Here is a 19319-nt window from a genome sequence, read left to right as displayed (position 1 = left end):
AGGATATTATGAGCGATAAAACAGTACAGGAATTGGCAGAGGTTGTTGGCATCCCCTTGGAACGTTTTTTAGAACAATTGAAGGAAGCCGGCTTGACCGCCAGCGCGCCCGACGATGTGATAAACGATGAAGAGAAAGTCAAATTACTCGCGCACTTGCGCAAGCGCCACGGCAAGTCGGACGCCGATCAGGAAGCCGCCGCCCCCAAACGCATTACCTTGAAACGCAGTACCAAAACTGAGTTAAGACAATCCTCACCGCCGGGTACAGCTGTGAAAACCGTCAGTGTCGAGGTGCGCAAGCAAAAGACATATATCAAACGCAGCGATGCCTCCTCTGTAAACGACGAGCTAAGACAGGCCGAATTAGCCAAACAAGCTTTGGAAGAACAGAGACGGCAACAAGCTATCGAAGAAGAAAAGCGTAAGCACTTGCATGAGCAGAAGGCTGCTCAATCTGTACAGGAAGAGCAAGTAGTCAGTGCGGAAATTGCTCAGCCGGTTGAGGTGTCCGTGCCGGCTGTGACGGCAACCGCAGAACCGATTGCGGCAGAGCAGCAGGTGACTGAGGAGTTGCCGGTTGTTGCCGAAGCGCAGACTGAGCTGGTTGCTAAGGCTGAAGCACCCGCCCCGATTGCGGCGCCGGAGCTGACCGAAGAGCAGCGTCTGGAAAAAGAAAAGAAAGAAAGGTTGGAAGCTGCGGTGCAAAGAACCGCGGAAAAAGTCAAACAAAAAGCCGAAGCCAAGCAGCAGCAAACCACGCTGCATAAGAAAAAGGCCGAATTCAAGCCCACTCGCGGCCCGACTACCGATGGCGATATCGGTGGTGGCGGGGATGCCGCGCGTCGCGGCGGCAAAGGCAAAAAAGGCAAGGCACCATCGCGTCGGGAAAAACCGGAGTTCGAACCGGATCTTAATCAAGGTCGACATAAGTTCGAAAAGCCGCTGGCGCCGACTGTGTATGACGTCACCATTCCGGAAACCATCGTGGTTTCGGATTTGGCTGCAAAAATGAACATCAAGGCTGCCGAAGTCATCAAGCATTTGATGAAGCTGGGCATCATGTCCACGATCAATCAAACCATCGACCAGGAAACGGCGGTGATTTTGGTTGAAGAGATGGGCCACAAAGCCATCATGCAGAGCGAGGATGACTTCGAACAGGAAATGCTGGCCGAAGTGCAAGGTGACAGCGATGAACGTAAAGTTCAGCTGAGAGCACCTATCGTTACCATCATGGGCCACGTCGACCACGGTAAAACCTCTTTGTTGGATTACATCCGCAAAACTCGTGTGGCTGCCGGCGAAGCGGGCGGGATTACTCAGCACATTGGTGCGTATCAGGTCAAAACCGACCACGGTGCGGTCACATTCCTGGATACGCCAGGCCATGCCGCGTTTACCGCGATGCGGGCTCGTGGTGCGGAAGTAACCGACATCGTGATCGTGGTGGTGGCTGCTGACGACGGTGTGATGCCGCAAACCAGGGAAGCCATCGATCATGCGCGCGCCGCGAATGTGCCCATCATCGTGGCCTTGAACAAAATCGACAAGCCGGAAGCTAATCCCGATCGCGTCATGCAGGAACTGGCTACGCTGAATGTAGTGCCGGAAGAGTGGGGCGGCGATGTGCAATTCCTGAAGGTATCTGCGAAAGTGGGTACCGGTATCGACGAATTGATCGAGGCTTTGATTGTCCAGGCGGAAGTGCTGGAATTGAAAGCGCCGGTGGATGGTATTGCTTCCGGTATTTGTATTGAATCACGTCTGGATAGAGGCCGTGGTGCGGTCGCCACCATCTTGATTCAAAAAGGTACGCTGAGCAAAGGCGAGTTCGTCCTTTGCGGCCACGAATATGGCCGGATAAGGGCGATGTTCGACGAAAATGCGCACGCTATTAAGTCGGCTGGGCCTAGTATGCCGGTGGAAATTCTCGGCTTGTCCGGTACCCCGGACGCGGGTGATGAATTCCTGGTGGTTCAGAATGAACGGGTTGCTAGAGAGCTTGCCGCTCACCGGGAAGATCGTAAGCGTTCCACCCGTCACGCAGCACAGCATGCGTCAAAATTGGACGATGTGTTCTCGCGGATGTCCGCCGGCGAAACTTCCACACTTAACGTCGTTATCAAAACCGACGTGCAAGGCAGTTTGGAAGCCTTGCGTGAGTCGTTGGTCGGTTTGTCCACCGAAGAAGTACAAGTTAAATGCATCTACGGTGGTGTCGGTGGTATTAACGAAGGCGACGCCAACCTGGCTTTGGCATCCAGCGCGATTTTGATCGGTTTCAACGTGCGTGCCGATGCGGTAGCGCGGAAATTGATTGAAGAAAAAGACATCGATCTGCATTACTACAGCATCATCTACGAAGCGATCGACGAGGTGAAACGCGCGATCAGCGGTATGTTGGCGCCGGAGATTCAGGAAAAAATCGTCGGTCTGGCCGAGGTGCGGGACGTATTCCGTTCGCCGAAGTTCGGTGCGGTGGCCGGTTGTATGGTTATCGACGGCTTCGTCAAACGCAATCTGCCGATTCGCGTATTGCGCAACAACGTGGTGATTTACGAAGGCCAGCTGGAATCCTTGCGCCGCTTCAAAGACGATGTCAATGAAGTGAAAATGGGCATGGAATGCGGTATCGGTGTGAAAAACTACAACGATGTACAAAACGGTGATCAGATCGAAGTGTTTGAACGTATCGAAGTCAGACGGGAAATCTAATGGCAAGAGAGTTCGGCCGCAGTCAGCGGGTTGCATCGGAAATGCAGAAAGAGTTGGCGTCGATATTACAACGTGATGTCGATGACAGCCGCTTGGGTTTTGTCACGATTAACGACGTCGAATTGTCCAAGGATTTGGCGGTTGCCAAGATATTCGTGACAGTGTTGGATGCCCAGGATGATGCCGCTAAGCGCGCGAATGTGAAGGTGTTGAACGAAATCTCGCCGTTTATCCGGCATGAGCTGGCCAGGCGCATGCGTTTGCGGCATATCTCGGAGTTGCATTTTTACTATGACCACTCCTTCGACACCGGGATGCGCGTCGCCGAGTTACTGGGTGATTTGCATCACGAAGAAGTTAAGGATGCTGGTGCTGCGCCGGAAGCTGGGGCCGATAAACCACAACAGGACGATTGATGGCAAAACGTAAGTCCGGGCGCGATGTGCATGGCATCGTGCTGCTCGATAAACGTTTAGGTGCGTCGTCCAATCAGGCCTTGCAGGAAGTCAGACGATTATTCAATGCCAACAAGGCTGGGCATACCGGGGCGCTGGATCCCCTGGCGACCGGTTTGTTGCCATTATGCTTCGGCGAGGCGACCAAGGTATCGGCCTTAATGCTGGATGACGATAAGCGTTATCAAGTAACGATACAGTTAGGCGTAATGACCGATACCGGCGATAGCGAAGGTAAAATCGTCGCTGAAATGCCGGTGCCGGCACTGGATGGCGCGCGCTTACAAGCTTGTTTGCAACACTTTACTGGCCCGATTGAGCAGGTGCCGCCGATGTATTCGGCGCTCAAGCATCAAGGCAAGAAGCTTTACGAATTGGCCAGGGAAGGTAAAACCGTAGATCGGCAGCCCAGGGCGATCACTATTTATGAATTGCAGCTGTTAAATTTCGATGCCGAATTAGGGCAATTGAAACTGGATGTATTTTGCTCCAAGGGTACTTATATCCGTTCGCTGGCCGAAGATATTGGTCAGTGGCTGGGGACTTGCGGTACGGTAACCGCGCTACGCAGAACCAAGGCGGGCATGTTCGATTTTGATCAGGCTCATACCTTGCAGCAGTTGCAGGCCATGGACGTTGCAGAATTGCAGACTACCTTGATCGCGCTAGATGTACCCCTGAAAGCCATCCCGGAGGTATCTTTGTCCGCTGAACAGGCAGAAAAAATCAAGCTGGGGCAGCGCATAGCCTTTAACGGCGGTATGGCCGGACAGGTCAGAATATACTCGCCGCAGGCCTTTTTGGGGTTGGGGGAAATCCTATTGGATGGTAAACTAGCGCCGAAAAAACTATTTCTTTTGGAAGATCAAGCAACTTGATTTTTCAGGAAAAAACCGCAAAGTATCTACACCCTATTGTGGAAACAGCGGCTACACGGTCATCACACGGTGACCTTTATTCAATCAAAATTAATCGATAGGGATTAAGAATGTCATTAACCGCAGAACAAAAGAAAGCCATCGTTGAAGAATATCGTTTGTCAGACACCGATACCGGTTCAACCGAAGTCCAAGTGGCCTTGTTGACCGCCAACATTAATCAACTGACTCCGCATTTTGCTACGCACAAAAAAGACAATCACTCGCGCCGCGGCTTGCTGCGCATGGTAAACCAACGCCGTAAACTGTTGGATTACTTGAAAAACACCGAGGTTGCGCGTTACCGCTCATTGATTGAGCGTTTGGGCATCCGTAAGTAGCACCAAAACTGGAAACGGCGCATCGGGCGCCGTTTCTGCTTTAAGGCACATTTCAGCATAACCTTTAAACAAAGGAACCTTATAGTGAATCCTATCAGGAAAGAATTTCAGTACGGCGATCGTCTCGTCACCTTATCCACCGGTGAAATTGCCCGTCAAGCCAATGGCGCGGTGATGATCGATGTCGAAGGCACCTCGCTGCTGGTGACGGTTGTGGGTAAAAAAGAAGCTAGCGGCGGCGATTTTTTTCCGCTTACCGTTAACTACCAGGAAAAAGCATTTGCGGCCGGTAAAATCCCCGGCGGATTTTTCAAACGTGAAGGCCGTCCTAGCGAAACAGAAACCCTGATTTCCCGCCTGATCGACAGACCGATTCGTCCGCTGTTTCCGGAAGGTTTCACTAACGAAGTACAGATTATTGCTACTGTCGTGTCGCTGAATCCTGACGTGGATACCGAAATTCCAGCGCTATTGGGTGCCTCTGCTGCTTTGGCAGTATCCGGTTTGCCTTTTAACGGCCCGTTGGGCGCGGCTTGCGTCGGTTATAAAGACGGCGCTTATTTACTGAACCCAGACAAACCCTCACTGAAAGAATCGCAATTGCAATTGGTGGTTGCCGGTACTCAGCATGCGGTATTAATGGTTGAATCGGAAGCCGATTTGTTGTCCGAAGAAGTGATGCTAGGCGCGGTATTGTTCGGTCACGAACAAATGCAAGTAGCGATCAACGCGATAAACGATTTTGCCGCTGCGGTTGGCACGCCTGCTGTGACCTGGACACCAGCTGAAACCAACACAGCATTAAAAGCAGCAGTGGCTGCCGAAGCCGAGCAAAGCATCAAAGCGGCTTACCAGATTGCGGAAAAACTGGTCAGACAAGACACACTGAGTGCAATCAGAAGCGCGGTAGTTGAAAAACTGACAGTTGATGGTCTGTATAACGAAAAAGACATCCGTAACGTCATCGAACACCTAGAATATGACGTGGTGCGCGGCGCGATTCTGAACGACCGCAAACGTATTGACGGTCGCGATTTGACCACGGTCAGACCTATCATGGTTAGAACCGGTGTGCTGCCTAGAACCCACGGTTCGGCATTGTTCACTCGTGGTGAAACCCAAGCCTTGGTTGTCGCGACTCTGGGTACCGAACGCGATGCGCAAATCATCGACGCATTATCGGGCGAATATAAAGACCCGTTTATGCTGCATTACAACTTCCCTCCTTACAGCGTGGGTGAAACCGGTTTCGTCGGCTCGCCAAAACGTCGGGAAATCGGTCACGGCCGTTTAGCAAAACGCGGTGTGGCGGCAGTATTGCCTAACATGGCGGAGTTTCCTTACGTGATTCGCGTGGTTTCGGAAATCACCGAATCCAACGGCTCCAGTTCAATGGCTTCAGTCTGCGGTAGCAGTTTGGCCTTGATGGATGCCGGTGTGCCGATCAAAGCCCCTGTGGCCGGGATTGCCATGGGTCTGATCAAAGAAGGCGATAAATTTGCAGTACTGTCCGACATCCTGGGTGATGAAGATCATTTGGGTGACATGGACTTTAAAGTAGCTGGTTCCGAAAATGGCGTCACAGCGCTGCAAATGGACATCAAAATCGACGGTATCACTGCCGAAATTATGAAAGTCGCTTTGGAACAAGCTAAACAAGGCCGTCTGCACATTTTGGGCGAGATGAACAAAGCCTTGTCCAGCACCCGTTCTGAAATGTCCGACTTCGCGCCGCGCATCATTACCTTTAAAATCGATCCGGCTAAAATCCGCGAAGTTATCGGCAAAGGCGGGGTTACCATCCGTGCTATTACCGAGCAAACCGGCGCCAGCATTGATTTGACCGACGACGGCGTGGTGAATGTTGCCTCTGTCGATAGAGCCGCCGGCGAAGAAGCTCGACGCATGATCGAAGAGATTACCGCTGAAGTCGAAGTAGGCAAAGTCTACGAAGGCAAAGTGGTGCGCTTGATGGACTTCGGCGCGTTCGTGACCATTCTGCCGGGCAAAGACGGTTTGGTGCATATTTCGCAAATCTCCGACGAGCGTGTGGAAAAAGTTAGCGACAAACTGTCGGAAGGCGATGTCGTCAAAGTCAAAGTGCTGGAAATCGACCGTCAAGGCCGCGTGCGCTTGAGCATGAAAGAAGTCGATAGCGAATAAATTCGGTTCGACTCCGCAACGAAAAGGGCCGCAAGGCCCTTTTTTTGTGGCTGAAATTCGGAATCTTATGTCGCCGCGATTGTGATGCTTTTGAATCTTAATTTCTGGGGACTTTGAATGTCTGTTGACTTTTTAGGCGGGGCTTAGCAGTATTGACCCCTAAGCATCCTGTTAAAACGGTTGAGCAACATTGGTCTTTTGCGAATCAGTGCTCACGGTTTAATTCTATTCGGAGGTTTCAAAGCGCTATGAGCACTGCCAAATTCGACACGATTGGACAATACCTCCTCAAACGCCTATATCAGGCTGGCGTAAAAGACATCTTTGGTGTGCCTGGTGACTACGTGCTGGGATTTTATGATCTGATGATAAAAAGTCAGGTGCGGCATATCGGCACCACTCGGGAGGATTCCGCAGCCTTCGCGGCCGACGGCTACGCGCGTTGCGTAGGTATGGGCGCGCTGGCAGTGACATACGGCGTCGGCGCCTTAAACACAGTCAATGCGATTGCCGGTGCTTACGCGGAATCGTCCCCGGTGGTACTTATCAGCGGGGCACCCGGCGTCAGCGAGCAAAAAGACGATCCGTTAATTCACCATCGTTTTGGGCCATTTACATTCCAGCGGGAAATTTTTGAACGCATTAGCTGTGCGTCAGTGGTGCTAAACGACCCGGTAATCGCCTTTCGGCAAATCGACCATGCCATCGAAGCCGCGCGCCGCTGTTGTAAACCGGTGTACATTGAGCTTCCCCGTGATTTGGTGATGGCGGAAGGCTATCCCATGCCGACCGAGACGGTGGAAAGATTTACCAGTGACCAAGCGGCTTTATCCGAAGCGATTGCGGAAACCATGGCGCTGTTAGCACACGCCAAGTCGCCTATGATCGTCGCGGGCGTTGAATTACATAGACGCGGGCTGCAAGCGGCTTTGGCCGAGTTTGTCGAACGTACCGGCTTGCCCGTAGTAGCCACGCTAACCGGTAAATCGGTGATGTCCGAACGGCATCCGGCGTATCTGGGGATTTACGAAGGCGCGATGAGTTCTGAGGCTGTGCGCGACAGAGTCGAAAAGTCCGATTTACTGTTGATGTTGGGCGTGACATTGAATGAAATCGATACCGGCATCTACACGGCAAAACTGAACTCACATTCGACCATCCGCGCGGCCTTGAATGAGGTGGTGATCAGTGCGCATCGTTACCCTGGCATCGCCTTGGAAGATTTTCTCGGGGCTTTAGCCGGCTCGGTTAATAAATCCGCCACAAGTTACGTATCCATTCCGGAACCGCCCAAAAACTATGCTTTTCCGGAATCCGACCGGCCAATCACAACTGCCAGATTGGTCGAGCGGCTGAATAGTGCGTTAAGTAACGACATGATCGTGGTGTGCGATGTCGGTGATTGTCTGTTTGCAGCTATCGATTTACGCGTACACGAGCAAAGTGAATTTTTGGCTTCGGCTTTTTACACCACGATGGGTTTTGCTGTGCCGGCTGCGTTAGGTGCGCAAATCGCGCGTCCGGATCGCCGAGCATTGATTTTAGCTGGCGATGGGGCGTTTCAAATGACTGGTACCGAGCTGTCGACTCATGCCCGCCTGGGTTTGAATCCCATTGTGGTGGTATTTAACAACGATGGTTACAGTACGGAGCGTTGTATTCTCGAGGGCCCATTCAACGATATTAATCCATGGCGCTTCGATCGCTTAGGAGAGCTCTTCGGGCCCTTAGCCGGCTACGATGCGAGAACGGAAGCTGAATTTGAAGAGGCTCTGTTCAATGCCCTGAATAACCAAAGTATGCCCAGTATCATCAATGTCCATCTGGCAGCCAACGATTCGTCGGAAGCGATGAAGCGTCTTGCCGAGCATTTGCAGTCGAAGATCAAAAGGGAGGTTTGAAGCTAGGTTTGTGTTCTTTGTCATCCGTTCCGTCGGGTAGGCAATAGAATCGGCTTCCCGAGTCGAATTTTCAGCAGAGTGGATCTAAACTGATTCACTCACTTACTACTCATCCATCGCGCTATGCAAATTGCCAACTGTTATCTCGAGCCAGCCAGCTACGCCGTTGATTTTGAGGATATACGTTATGTGCGGCATTTGGTGTTCGTCGTCGAACAGCAAATACCGTTAGAGGTAGAGTTCGACGAACTTGATGCGGATTGCCATCATTTTCTGGTGCGGGATGCGGATTATCGGCCAATTGCTACGTGTCGACTTTCGCCGGAGGGCAAGGTTGGACGAATGGCGGTTCTGCGCGAATGGCGTTGTCAAGGCGTCGGCGAGTCTTTATTGCGTGCAGCAATCGACAAAGCCCGTAACTTGGGGCTAACCAACGTTACCGCCAACGCGCAACTTAGTGCATTGGGGTTCTACCAAAAATTCGGTTTTGCCGCGGAAGGCGAAGTGTTTGCTAAAGCCGGCATTCCGCACCAGGCTATGCGGCTTATATTGCAGCCGCCTGAGCAAACGGTGCGATCAGTACCTCAGACCCGAGAAGTTTCTGTTGACGCTGTCCGGCTGGAGACAGTCGAATCGACCTTAATCGCTACCCGGCAATTGGTGATGGCGGCTCGTCGGCAGATTTATATCTACAGCCGGGATCTGGATTTTGCTTTATATGGACAAAAAGACCTTGTCGAGGCTCTGAAACAATTTGCTCTCAGCAATCGTAACGCCAGTGTGCAGATCATTGTCCAGGATCCAACCAGCCTGCGTAATCAGGTTCATCCTGTCGTGGAATTGGCTCAGCGCTTGCCGTCATATTTTCTGATTCGTGTGCCCGATGAAACCGAAGATTTGCAATATGCGTCTGCTTTTGTCGTCAACGATAGCGACGGCTATTTATTTCGTTTGCTGGGTAATCGCTACGAAGGGCTTTGGAGTCCTAATTTGCCGGCGCGTCACCGGCCGTTGCGCGAAGAGTTTGAGCGGGTCTGGCAGCGTTCAAGCGCATGCGCGGAATTTAGGGCCTTGAGTTTGTAATTTTTTGCTTTTCCTCTCGCGCGCATAAAAAACCCGCCTTACGGCGGGTTTTTGCGCTGAATCAATTGACTTGACCAGGTTTGCTGACTATTTCACAGTATGTTGGGCTTTACCATCCACTTCCAACTGCACCCGGCGGTTATTGGCGCGGCCTTCTTCGGTTTCGTTGGTATCGATAGGTCTATCCCAGCTGTAACCGTGTGAAGTGATATTGGGAGAGTGGCTGCCTTTGGTCAGGTATTTCTTAACCGCCAATGCCCGGCGCTCCGACAAGTCCAGGTTGTGTTTGTACGAACCGGTATTGCTGGTATGGCCTTGAACTTCAAACGCCATGTCAGGATACTGTTTGATGCGGTCAACGACTTTATCCAGTTTTGGGAAGTACTGCGGTTTGATAATATCTTTGTCGTTATCGAATTTCACATCGACAATCCAGCAACCATAGATACTGACTTCAACACCCGGTAGTGTCGTTGGGCACTTATCGACGCAATTGTTCACGCCGTCTTTGTCGTCATCCATTTTTGAACAATCGAGTTTAGCCGGCATCGGTGCTGGAGGCGGAGTCGGCTCGGCTTTAGCGACCACAGTGGCTTTAGGTTTTTCGCCGAACGGGATCACGAAACCCAGGTTAACCGTCATGTCGTGAAACTCTTCAGTACCAGGTTGTAACTTGGCGTTGAAGTTGTTGTTGTAACGATAGCGGACGTCGCTGCGAATCAGGAAGTTATCGTGCAGTTCATAGGTAAAACCCGCACCCGCTTCGCCGATGAAGCCTGCGCCGCTGTCGCCATTGTGCGTAGTGTTTATACCGCCCACACCGATTACTGCATAAGGCGAGAATTTATCCCTAAACAAATAATACTGCGCATCGACAGTACCGCCGGTCAAATCCCAGTTGCCATTGGTTTTGGCGCCTTCCAGATTTTGGTATAAGCCTCTGATTTCGATGTTCAGATGTTCGTTGATGATCTTACCCAAGCCCAGGCCGCCACCCCAACCGCTATGTGCATTACGATCACCGCCCGGTTGTACGAAAGTGCCGAAGGGCGCGGCGTACCATCTATCGTCAAGGAACTCGTCGGCTTGTGCCGTCGACACGGAACCGAGCGTCGCCATCGTGGCGATTGCCAGTAAACTTTTCTTCAACATAAAGACTCCTTTGTTATTTGTAAAAATAGATAATTGGTTGCTTTTGAGAGGGACTAATAAAGCCATGGTTAGAAAAATTAGGCTTTAAAAATCAAAGAGAATTGCAGATTCTGCTCAGCATGTTGTAAAAATACCACAATTTTATCAATTAGCAAACGTTTAGGTTTATCCGGTGCCGGTATTTGCGGTATTCCGGTCCAGATGTTTCCAGACTTGGTTAATTTGGATTTGAAAGTCCGGACTCGGACTGCTTACGGTCAAGCCGTCGCTTGTTCTCTCCAGAGAAGGTCATTCCGGCGAAGACGGAAGTAAGGATGTTTTACAGACTAATTAATAAGCAAAGCGAGCGACGCAAGAAATCTTGGGCTCAGGTAAAATTCCGCTAATTTGAGTGTTTATCGTTTTATGACTTATTCATCCTATTTCAAGCAAGACTGCCGGGCATGCCCGCGCCTAAGCGAATTTCTCGGCGAGGTGCGGGCTAAGTATCCCGATTATCATGCCTTACCGGTGGCGCCGTTCGGCGATCCGGAAGCGCGCTTGCTAGTCGTTGGCTTAGCGCCGGGTATGCATGGCGCGAACGCCACCGGCAGACCGTTTACCGGTGACTATGCAGGCTTGTTGCTGTATCAGGCTTTGTATGATTTCGGTTACAGCAATCAATTGGCATCGACAAATTTGGCCGATGGTTTGCAGCTTAGCAATTGCCGGATTACCAATGCCGTGAAATGTTTGCCGCCGCAAAACAAACCTACCGGCGATGAAATTAAACAATGCAATCCTTATCTGACTGCGGAAATTAAAACCCTACCGAAACATTCGGTGATATTGGCCTTGGGCAATATCGCCCATCAGGCAGTATTGCGTGCTTATGGTTTAAAGAGTAGTGCGGCTAAATTCGCTCATCATGTCAGCTTTCAATTGCCGGACGGTAACACGCTGGTCAGTTCTTACCATTGCAGTCGCTATAACGTGCAGACCAAGCGCCTGAGCATGGAGATGCTGGCGGCGGTGTTTGTAACCATTCAAAATTTGCTGGCTGCCCGTGACTGAAACTCATCCGGGCGAATTCGACGCCAAAGCCTTTTTGAAGACGCTAACCCAGCGTCCCGGCATTTACAAGATGTTGGACGAGAAAGGCGAGATTATTTACATCGGCAAAGCCAAGAATCTGAAAAATCGGGTTTCCAGTTATTTCAGAACTCAAAATGCCTCGCCCAAACAGCAGGCGATGGTGGCCAAGGTTGCCGGGATAGAAGTAACCGTTACCCACACGGAGGGCGAAGCCTTATTGCTGGAAAGCCAGCAGATCAAACGCCACAAGCCGCGCTACAACATCAGTTTGCGCGACGATAAATCCTATCCCTATGTGTTCATCTCCAGTTTCCACGATTTTCCGCAACTGACCTTTCATCGCGGCGCCAAGAAGCGGCGGGGCAAGTATTTCGGGCCGTATCCCAGCGCCAGTGCGGTGAAAGAAACCTTGAAGTTATTACAAAAAATTTTCCCCGTGCGGCAATGTGAAGATTCCTATTACAGTGCCCGCTCTCGGCCTTGTCTGCAACATCAGATTGAGCGCTGCACCGCGCCGTGTGTTGGGCTGGTCAGTAAGGATATCTATGCCGCCGATGTGGAGAATACCATTTTGTTTTTGGAGGGGCAGGGTGGCTTACTAATCGATCGCTTGGTAGCGAAGATGGAAGCTGCGGCCGCGCAATTGGAATTTGAGCAAGCCGCCGCCTATCGCGACCAAATCGCCCGCTTGCGGGCGGTGTTGGAAAAGCATTGTGTGGAAGGCGAAAAAGGCGATGTGGATATTGTCGCTTGCGCGGCTAAAAACGGCGCGGCTTGCGTACAGGTATTTTTTATCCGCAACGGCCAGCATTTGGGCAACCGGCAGTTTTTTCCGAAAGTGGGCGATGAAAATCAGCCCGAGGAAATCTTGCAGGCTTTCATCGCCCAATATTATTTGGACAAAACCGTACCTCACGAATTGATCGTCAGCCATGCCTTGCCGGAATCGGCTTTGGTGGCCGAGGTATTGACCGAACAGGCCAAACATTCGGTAGCGATTGCCAATAATGTGCGCGGCGAACGGATGAAGTGGTTGCAAATGGCTATCACCAATGCCCGCAGTGCGCTTAGCGCTAGGCTGGCTGATCGACAGGGTTTGCAAGGGCGCTTTATCAGTTTGCAGCAAGAATTGGACTGCGACATCACCCCCAGTCGCCTGGAGTGTTTTGATATTAGTCATACCCAAGGCGAACAGACTGTGGCGTCTTGTGTGGTGTTTGATAGAGAAGGGCCGGTGAAATCCGAGTATCGACGCTTTAATATCGATGGCATTGCTGGCGGCGATGACTATGCGGCGATTCATCAGGCGGTTTTTAGACGCTTCAGTCGCTTGAAGAATGGTGAGCATCCGGCGCCGGACATCCTTTTAATAGACGGCGGCAAAGGCCAAGTCGCGGAGGCCGAAAAGGCTTTGGCTGAATTGGAGATAAACGATGTTATGATAGTCGGCGTCGCCAAAGGGCCTGATCGCAAAGCCGGAATGGAGAAAATCATTCTGGTCGGCAATCGGCAACCTTTGGATGTGACACCAGGTGCTTCCGCCTTGCTATTGATTCAACAGATTCGCGATGAAGCGCATCGTTTCGCGATAACCGGACACAGGCAGCGACGCGGCAAGGTTAACAAGCAATCGGTACTGGAAGATATTGCCGGACTGGGGCCGAAAAGACGACAGGTTTTGCTGAAACAGTTTGGCGGGTTACAGGGTGTGTCCAGCGCGGGTGTGGATGCTTTAGCCAGTATAGATGGCATTAGCCGACAATTAGCGCAGCGAATTTACGATACATTTCACCATCAAGATGGCCATTAGATTTACCATTCCGACCTACTTAACCCTGTTACGGATCGCCCTCATTCCTTTGTTGGCCGTTGTGTTTTATTTGCCTTGGCAGTATTCCAACCTGGCATGCACGGCGATATTTTTGGTTGCCGGCTTCACCGATTGGCTGGACGGTTATCTTGCCAGAAAAATGAATATGCAAACTGCATTCGGCGCCTTCCTGGATCCGGTGGCTGATAAATTGATGGTGGCGTTTGTACTGGTATTGGTGGTGCAGGCTCAAGGCAATCCTTATCTTGCAGTACCTGCGGCTATCATTATCGGTAGGGAAATTGCGATTGCGTCGCTGAGAGAATGGATGGCCGAAATCGGCCAGCGAGCCAAGGTCAAGGTTTCGCAATTGGGAAAATGGAAAACCACGGCGCAAATGACGGCAGTTAGTTTGTTGCTTTATCGGGATGATTTATTAGGCCTGCCTATCAATACCATGGGTTACTGGTTGTTATACTTGTCGGCGATTTTAACCTTATGGTCTATGGTTAATTATCTGGTCGCGGCGTTCTCCACCATCAACGAATAATAAAAGCAGTATCGATACTGCCACAACAGAGAGTAAACAGCAGGTAAAGCTGTATATAAGAGCATGGAACAAGAATTAGAATTAGAAAATACACCGAATAAAACGATTAGTCAGGATGAAGTGTTGCAGGCCGCTTTAAAGCTGTTTGCCAAGAAGGGATATTTCAATACCTCATTAACCGATATAAAAGATGCGGCTGGTATAACAACCAGTACCGGCATTAGTCAGTATTTCAAAACCAAGCAAGCCATCGCGCAAGCCTTGTACGAAAATATTCTGGATAGTCTGAGCATATCGATTGATGATATTCGCCGCCGGAATCGTAAAGCTGCCGAACAATTGCGGGAAATAGTCGATTTACTCTTCAAATTAACCGATGACGCCCCGGAAATCGTCGAGTTTTTGTTATTTGTAAAGAGCGAAGAGTTTTTGGCTCAACCTAAGCCCCTGCTGGAAACGCCCGCATTTATTAAAATAAAACGGATTTTTCAGAACGGCGTCAAAGACGGCGAGATGAAGGCACTGGATCCGTTATTGGCCTACACTTATTTCTTCGGCATTATCAATCATACCTTGGCGATGGTGTTGAGCGGCAACTTGCCGAAAACGGCGGAAAGCTATCAGGCACAAGCCTGGCTGACGGCATGGGGCTGTATAGTCAAAAAGTAATTCAAGTCATTAAAACTCAGAGCGGGGCGGAGGAGGATTTACTAGATGTTAGATAACATTAAAATCGGTATGATTGGGCTTGGTTACGTGGGGTTGCCGCTAGCCGTCGAGTTTGGACGAAAATATCAAACCGTAGGTTTCGATATTAACCAGCATCGGATTCAGGAATTACGCGCAGGTCGAGACCATACCCTGGAAGTTAGTGAAGAAGAACTCGCCGGCGCCAAATTGCTGACTTACAGCGCTGATTTACAAGATATAGCCGATTGTTCGGTTTATATAGTCACAGTCCCCACGCCAATCAACGAACATAAACAACCTGATTTGACGCCGCTGCAAAAAGCCAGCGATTTGTTGGGTAAGGTGATAAAGTCCGGCGACATCGTCATTTACGAATCCACTGTTTACCCTGGTGCAACCGAAGAGGTTTGCGTACCGATTCTGGAGAAAGTATCGGGTTTGACTTTTAATCGGGATTTTTATGTCGGTTATAGTCCTGAGCGCATTAATCCCGGCGATAAACAACACCGCGTAACCAATATTCTGAAGGTTACCTCGGGCTCTACGCCTGAAATAGCCGAAAAAGTAGATGCTTTGTATAAAAGCATCATCGCTGCGGGCACACACAAAGCCAGCAGCATCAAAGTCGCCGAGGCTGCTAAAGTCATTGAAAATACTCAGCGCGATGTCAACATCGCTTTGATCAACGAATTGGCATTGATCTTCAACAAACTCGGAATAGATACTGAAGAGGTTTTGTTGGCTGCAGGGACCAAATGGAATTTCCTGCCGTTTCGCCCTGGGTTGGTCGGTGGACACTGTATCGGAGTGGATCCTTACTACTTAACCCATAAAGCTCAAGCTATCGGCTATAACCCGGAAGTGATACTTTCTGGCCGTCGAATCAACGATGGCATGGGGGTATACGTCGTGTCGCAATTAGTAAAGTTGATGCTGAAGAAGCGTGTGCATGTCCAGGAAGCTAATGTCCTGATCATGGGCTTGACCTTTAAAGAAAACTGTCCGGACATTCGTAACACTCGGGTGGTGGACATCATTGCCGAATTGAAGACTTATGGCGTCAATGTCGAGGTTTACGATCCCTGGGTTAATGCCGAGGAAGCGAAACACGAATACGCTATAACGCCGGTAGTGAAACCGGTTGCGGGAAAATACGACGCGATTATTCTGGCTGTGGCCCATGATGAGTTCAGAAAAATGGCGATTTCAGACATCAGAGCTTTAGGTACGCCGCAAGCTATTGTATATGATCTGAAATACTTGTTTCCCACGGATCAAACAGACGCAAGGCTTTAAGAATGAAGATTATGGTGACCGGCACTGCCGGTTTTATAGGCAATCATTTGGCGCTGAGATTATTGGAGCGTGGTGACGAAGTCATTGGTGTCGATAATCTCAACGACTATTACGATGTTAACCTGAAATTGAGTCGCTTGGATCGGATCAAGGATTTTGCCGGCTATACCGATGTCAGATTGGATATTGCCGATAGAGACGGCATGGAGGCTTTATTTAAAAAGCATCAGCCGCAAAAAGTGGTTAATCTGGCTGCTCAGGCTGGTGTGCGTTATTCAATCGAGAATCCGCATGCCTACATCGATAGCAATATCGTTGGTTTTATCAATATATTGGAAGGCTGTCGGCATAATCAGGTGGAGCACTTGGTGTATGCCTCCAGCAGTTCGGTTTACGGCGCGAACGAATCCATGCCGTTTTCCGTGCATGACAATGTCGATCATCCCTTGAGCTTGTATGCGGCGTCAAAAAAAGCCAATGAGCTGATGGCGCACACCTACAGCAACTTGTATAAATTGCCTACCACAGGTTTGCGCTTTTTTACCGTATATGGGCCGTGGGGCCGACCAGACATGGCGTTGTTTTTATTTACCAAAGCTATTTTGAATGGCGAGAAAATCAATGTATTTAATTACGGTAAGCACCGCCGCGACTTTACTTACATAGACGATATTGTTGAGGGCGTGATTCGGACCATGGATCATAACGCTTCGCCGAATCCGGACTGGAGTGGAGAAAAACCCGATCCAGGCACCAGTAGAGCACCTTGGCGGGTTTATAACATTGGTAACCAGAATCCGGTAGAACTGCTGTCTTATATCGAAACCTTGGAACGTTTTCTCGGTAAAACTGCCGAGAAAAATTTATTGCCGTTGCAGCCTGGTGATGTCCCGGATACGTTTGCCGATGTAGAGGCCTTGGTGGCGGATGTTGGTTATAAACCAAACACGACTATTGAGCAGGGGATTGAACAGTTTGTTGCTTGGTATCTTGATTACTATCAGTGAATAATTTTTGATACCCCGATTGCACAGTTTTAAAATGTGCAACAGCTTTGTATTTTAATTAGCAGATTCAAATAAAGTGTCACTTTGAATATGGCTATCCAATAGCTTTTTAAGCTCCAAAAATATATCGGGATGAGAGTCTATCACATCCCGATATGGGTCTTTTTCTAAGTTGTATAGCTGATACACAGGCTTTGTATAAGTCGCTATATATATTAGTTTCCACTTTTCATTCTGTATAGAGCGGCTTTTCGCGCGGATAACCGTGGGATAATGTTTTTCGTTGACTACCAGCGTGCCGGATTTTTTATCAGGAATATCCAGTAATTCAACAATATTGGGATATAAGATTTGTTCAGGATGTAAGCCAGGTATTTTTCCTAGCCAAATCCCTGTTTCTTGAAAAGCAAAAAGCTCTGGTGATGTCTGTGTTTTTACATAAGGAATCAAATTAATACCGTCGAGCGTTGTTGGAATAGGTATATTCAACAAATCTAACAAAGTTGGCATTACGTCAATAGAGCGGGTAGTCGGCTTAAAGTTTACGCCACTAGGCACTCCTGGGCCTTTCATCACCAATGGAATTCTGCCGCTGGGGTCGTTTCCTACCAAGGTATTGCCCTGGCCCCAGCATCCGGTTTCAAAAAAATCCGCACCATGATCGCTATATATGATTACGATGGTATTATTGGATAAATCCGACTTTTCAATATAATCTATTATTTTCCCCACTTCATCGTCGAACTGTTTGACGCAGCTGTCATATAAATTAATAATTTGCGGGATGTCGAAAAACTCCGAGGTTTTTTCCTGTTTTTTGATAATTTCTTCCGCCGAGGCGAGTCTGGTCATAATAAACCGTGACTCACCTTTATAGTCTTTTGGAGTAAATAAGTTGTAATAGGGATACTCCGAATTGAATGGGACGTGAGTGGCCGAAGTGAACAAATTAATAAAAAAGGGCTGCGAGTTTTTCGCCGAACGGGCAATTAATTGGCGGCATTCGCGGCTCAAGCTTTTTATCAAGGGCACGCCGGCCAGATAATAGAACTCGGGTAAGAAGCGTTTTCCTAATGCGTTATTGGTGAATAGCGATAATACGTTTCGGATTAAAGACGGGCCTTGCCTTAGTAGCAGTTTGATATTCCATTGATCTTCAGCGACCGAGATTTCCTTGAAGTTAAAACTTAATTTTGCGAAATCGGCTCCGCACCAATCGGAGATGCATGCAGTCAAGTAACCATGTTCGTTCAATATATCGATTAAAGACGGTTGCGGTAATTTACAGTCTGCCAGGGATGGATAATTATCGCGAATTTTATGGTTATGCGGCCATAATCCGGTAAATAGGGATGCAATACTTGGTGCGGTTCTGGCGACAGGGGTTATGCATTTATAGAGTCGTAAGCCGTTCGCGCTTAATTTATCAATGTTGGGGGTAAGGTTCCTATGATAGTTGCTGCCGCCAAGTCTGTCATGGCGCAATGTATCGGAACCTATCATAATCACATTGGGTTTTGTTTGAGGCGATGCTTTAGCGATAGCTGGTTCGTTAACTATCGTTGCGTAATAGATGTAAGCATATAAACCAGCCAAGGCTAGTATATATAGCACTAGCGGCGTATTATTTTCTTGGATAGCGAAAAACAGAGCGATTGCCGATGTTATAGACAGTAATAAAATTAATGAAAACTTTATGCTACTTATTATTTTGGGAGATAATATCTTCCATATAACAAACAATCTGGAAAATCTATACTGGAAAGATAATTGAATGGTGCCCGGTGTATACAGGAGCTGGTGTAAAAAAAAGTAGGTAGTAATTAACGTGGTTGATATTAAGCAGTAGGTTAAACCTGTGATGAAATTAAATTCCATCAATGCAGTAAGCTTTGATATTGAATAAGCTGCAATAGAGCCTGGCAAGGATGTCAGAAAAAATATGACAAATAACCAAGCGGCTAACCTGGTTAGGGCGAAAACCACATAATACCCAAACTTTTTTTCTATTTCTTTTTGGATGCCGGGTCCGGTACGAGAATAGTTGTGTAAGGTAAGTATGATTAATGTAATAGTAAAAAGCAGTGCGGCAGCAGATGAGCAGTAGAGGGACACCAGTATTTTTTCCATCTCTATTTTATTCGATTGGATAAGTATGATTGG

Annotated in this window: 15 protein-coding genes; 13 read left to right on the top strand and 2 right to left on the bottom strand. The window is 49.1% G+C overall.

The window, feature by feature from the left end:
- Positions 1–8: 8 nt before the first annotated feature.
- From infB to EBB_RS11895, 7 genes are all read left to right on the top strand, one after another.
- A complete protein-coding gene (gene infB, locus EBB_RS11925; RefSeq protein ID WP_192394068.1) occupies positions 9–2717 on the top strand; it encodes a translation initiation factor IF-2 in 2709 nt (902 codons plus the stop codon).
- The gene (gene rbfA, locus EBB_RS11920; protein WP_192394067.1) at positions 2717–3133 is read left to right on the top strand and encodes a 30S ribosome-binding factor RbfA; all 417 of its coding nucleotides are present in this window, start codon (positions 2717–2719) and stop codon (positions 3131–3133) included. Before infB ends, rbfA begins: the two co-directional genes overlap by 1 nt.
- Positions 3133–4050: a tRNA pseudouridine(55) synthase TruB gene (gene truB / locus EBB_RS11915; RefSeq protein ID WP_192394066.1), complete on the top strand. Its 918-nt coding sequence runs from the start codon at positions 3133–3135 to the stop codon at positions 4048–4050. The genes rbfA and truB overlap by 1 nt, the downstream gene beginning before the upstream one ends.
- 110 nt (positions 4051–4160) lie before the next feature.
- Complete coding sequence (gene rpsO / locus EBB_RS11910; protein ID WP_020482423.1) at positions 4161–4430, top strand: 30S ribosomal protein S15; 270 nt, start codon at positions 4161–4163, stop codon at positions 4428–4430.
- Positions 4431–4514: 84 nt separating this feature from the next.
- Entirely contained in the window at positions 4515–6593 is a 2079-nt protein-coding gene (gene pnp / locus EBB_RS11905) for a polyribonucleotide nucleotidyltransferase (protein WP_192394065.1), read from the top strand.
- A 248-nt stretch (positions 6594–6841) separates the two neighbouring features.
- On the top strand, positions 6842–8494 hold the full coding sequence (locus EBB_RS11900; protein ID WP_192394064.1) for an alpha-keto acid decarboxylase family protein: 1653 nt from the start codon (positions 6842–6844) through the stop codon (positions 8492–8494).
- A gap of 123 nt (positions 8495–8617) precedes the next feature.
- Entirely contained in the window at positions 8618–9577 is a 960-nt protein-coding gene (locus tag EBB_RS11895) for a GNAT family N-acetyltransferase (RefSeq protein WP_192394063.1), read from the top strand.
- A gap of 87 nt (positions 9578–9664) precedes the next feature.
- Here EBB_RS11895 and EBB_RS11890 read toward each other — a convergent pair whose 3' ends face one another.
- Positions 9665–10729: an OmpA family protein gene (locus EBB_RS11890; protein WP_192394062.1), complete on the bottom strand. Its 1065-nt coding sequence runs from the start codon at positions 10727–10729 to the stop codon at positions 9665–9667.
- A 405-nt stretch (positions 10730–11134) separates the two neighbouring features.
- On the opposite strand from EBB_RS11890, the gene EBB_RS11885 reads away from it, so the two are divergent.
- The 6 genes from EBB_RS11885 to EBB_RS11860 all read left to right on the top strand — a co-directional run bounded on the left by EBB_RS11885 (position 11135) and on the right by EBB_RS11860 (position 17156).
- The gene (locus tag EBB_RS11885; RefSeq protein ID WP_192394061.1) at positions 11135–11782 is read left to right on the top strand and encodes a uracil-DNA glycosylase; all 648 of its coding nucleotides are present in this window, start codon (positions 11135–11137) and stop codon (positions 11780–11782) included.
- The gene (gene uvrC, locus EBB_RS11880) at positions 11775–13613 is read left to right on the top strand and encodes an excinuclease ABC subunit UvrC (protein WP_192394060.1); all 1839 of its coding nucleotides are present in this window, start codon (positions 11775–11777) and stop codon (positions 13611–13613) included. The genes EBB_RS11885 and uvrC overlap by 8 nt, the downstream gene beginning before the upstream one ends.
- The gene (pgsA, locus tag EBB_RS11875; RefSeq protein ID WP_020482416.1) at positions 13603–14163 is read left to right on the top strand and encodes a CDP-diacylglycerol--glycerol-3-phosphate 3-phosphatidyltransferase; all 561 of its coding nucleotides are present in this window, start codon (positions 13603–13605) and stop codon (positions 14161–14163) included. Before uvrC ends, pgsA begins: the two co-directional genes overlap by 11 nt.
- A gap of 63 nt (positions 14164–14226) precedes the next feature.
- Positions 14227–14832, top strand: coding sequence for a TetR/AcrR family transcriptional regulator (locus tag EBB_RS11870; RefSeq protein WP_192394059.1), 606 nt, complete (start codon positions 14227–14229; stop codon positions 14830–14832).
- A gap of 45 nt (positions 14833–14877) precedes the next feature.
- Complete coding sequence (tviB, locus tag EBB_RS11865) at positions 14878–16149, top strand: Vi polysaccharide biosynthesis UDP-N-acetylglucosamine C-6 dehydrogenase TviB (RefSeq protein ID WP_192394058.1); 1272 nt, start codon at positions 14878–14880, stop codon at positions 16147–16149.
- A gap of 2 nt (positions 16150–16151) precedes the next feature.
- Positions 16152–17156 (top strand): NAD-dependent epimerase, encoded by a 1005-nt coding sequence (locus EBB_RS11860; protein WP_192394057.1) that lies wholly within the window; start codon positions 16152–16154, stop codon positions 17154–17156.
- Positions 17157–17210: 54 nt separating this feature from the next.
- Here EBB_RS11860 and EBB_RS11855 read toward each other — a convergent pair whose 3' ends face one another.
- Positions 17211–19286 (bottom strand): sulfatase-like hydrolase/transferase, encoded by a 2076-nt coding sequence (locus EBB_RS11855; RefSeq protein ID WP_192394056.1) that lies wholly within the window; start codon positions 19284–19286, stop codon positions 17211–17213.
- Positions 19287–19319 lie beyond the last annotated feature (33 nt).

Source organism: Methylomonas fluvii (genome assembly GCF_014850975.1).
Lineage (GTDB): Bacteria > Pseudomonadota > Gammaproteobacteria > Methylococcales > Methylomonadaceae > Methylomonas > Methylomonas fluvii.
Note: the sequence above shows the minus strand (reverse complement) of the source record. Positions and strands in the feature narration are given on the sequence as shown.

Bases quoted from the DNA above. Each gene is read 5' to 3' on its own strand.
- infB (WP_192394068.1), top strand. From the start codon at position 9: ATGAGCGATAAAACAGTACAGGAATTGGCAGAGGTTGTTGGCATCCCC.
- rbfA (WP_192394067.1), top strand. From the start codon at position 2,717: ATGGCAAGAGAGTTCGGCCGCAGTCAGCGGGTTGCATCGGAAATGCAG.
- truB (WP_192394066.1), top strand. From the start codon at position 3,133: ATGGCAAAACGTAAGTCCGGGCGCGATGTGCATGGCATCGTGCTGCTC.
- rpsO (WP_020482423.1), top strand. From the start codon at position 4,161: ATGTCATTAACCGCAGAACAAAAGAAAGCCATCGTTGAAGAATATCGT.
- EBB_RS11900 (WP_192394064.1), top strand. From the start codon at position 6,842: ATGAGCACTGCCAAATTCGACACGATTGGACAATACCTCCTCAAACGC.
- EBB_RS11895 (WP_192394063.1), top strand. From the start codon at position 8,618: ATGCAAATTGCCAACTGTTATCTCGAGCCAGCCAGCTACGCCGTTGAT.
- EBB_RS11890 (WP_192394062.1), bottom strand. From the start codon at position 10,729: ATGTTGAAGAAAAGTTTACTGGCAATCGCCACGATGGCGACGCTCGGT.
- EBB_RS11885 (WP_192394061.1), top strand. From the start codon at position 11,135: ATGACTTATTCATCCTATTTCAAGCAAGACTGCCGGGCATGCCCGCGC.
- pgsA (WP_020482416.1), top strand. From the start codon at position 13,603: ATGGCCATTAGATTTACCATTCCGACCTACTTAACCCTGTTACGGATC.
- EBB_RS11870 (WP_192394059.1), top strand. From the start codon at position 14,227: ATGGAACAAGAATTAGAATTAGAAAATACACCGAATAAAACGATTAGT.
- tviB (WP_192394058.1), top strand. From the start codon at position 14,878: ATGTTAGATAACATTAAAATCGGTATGATTGGGCTTGGTTACGTGGGG.
- EBB_RS11860 (WP_192394057.1), top strand. From the start codon at position 16,152: ATGAAGATTATGGTGACCGGCACTGCCGGTTTTATAGGCAATCATTTG.
- EBB_RS11855 (WP_192394056.1), bottom strand. From the start codon at position 19,286: ATGGAAAAAATACTGGTGTCCCTCTACTGCTCATCTGCTGCCGCACTG.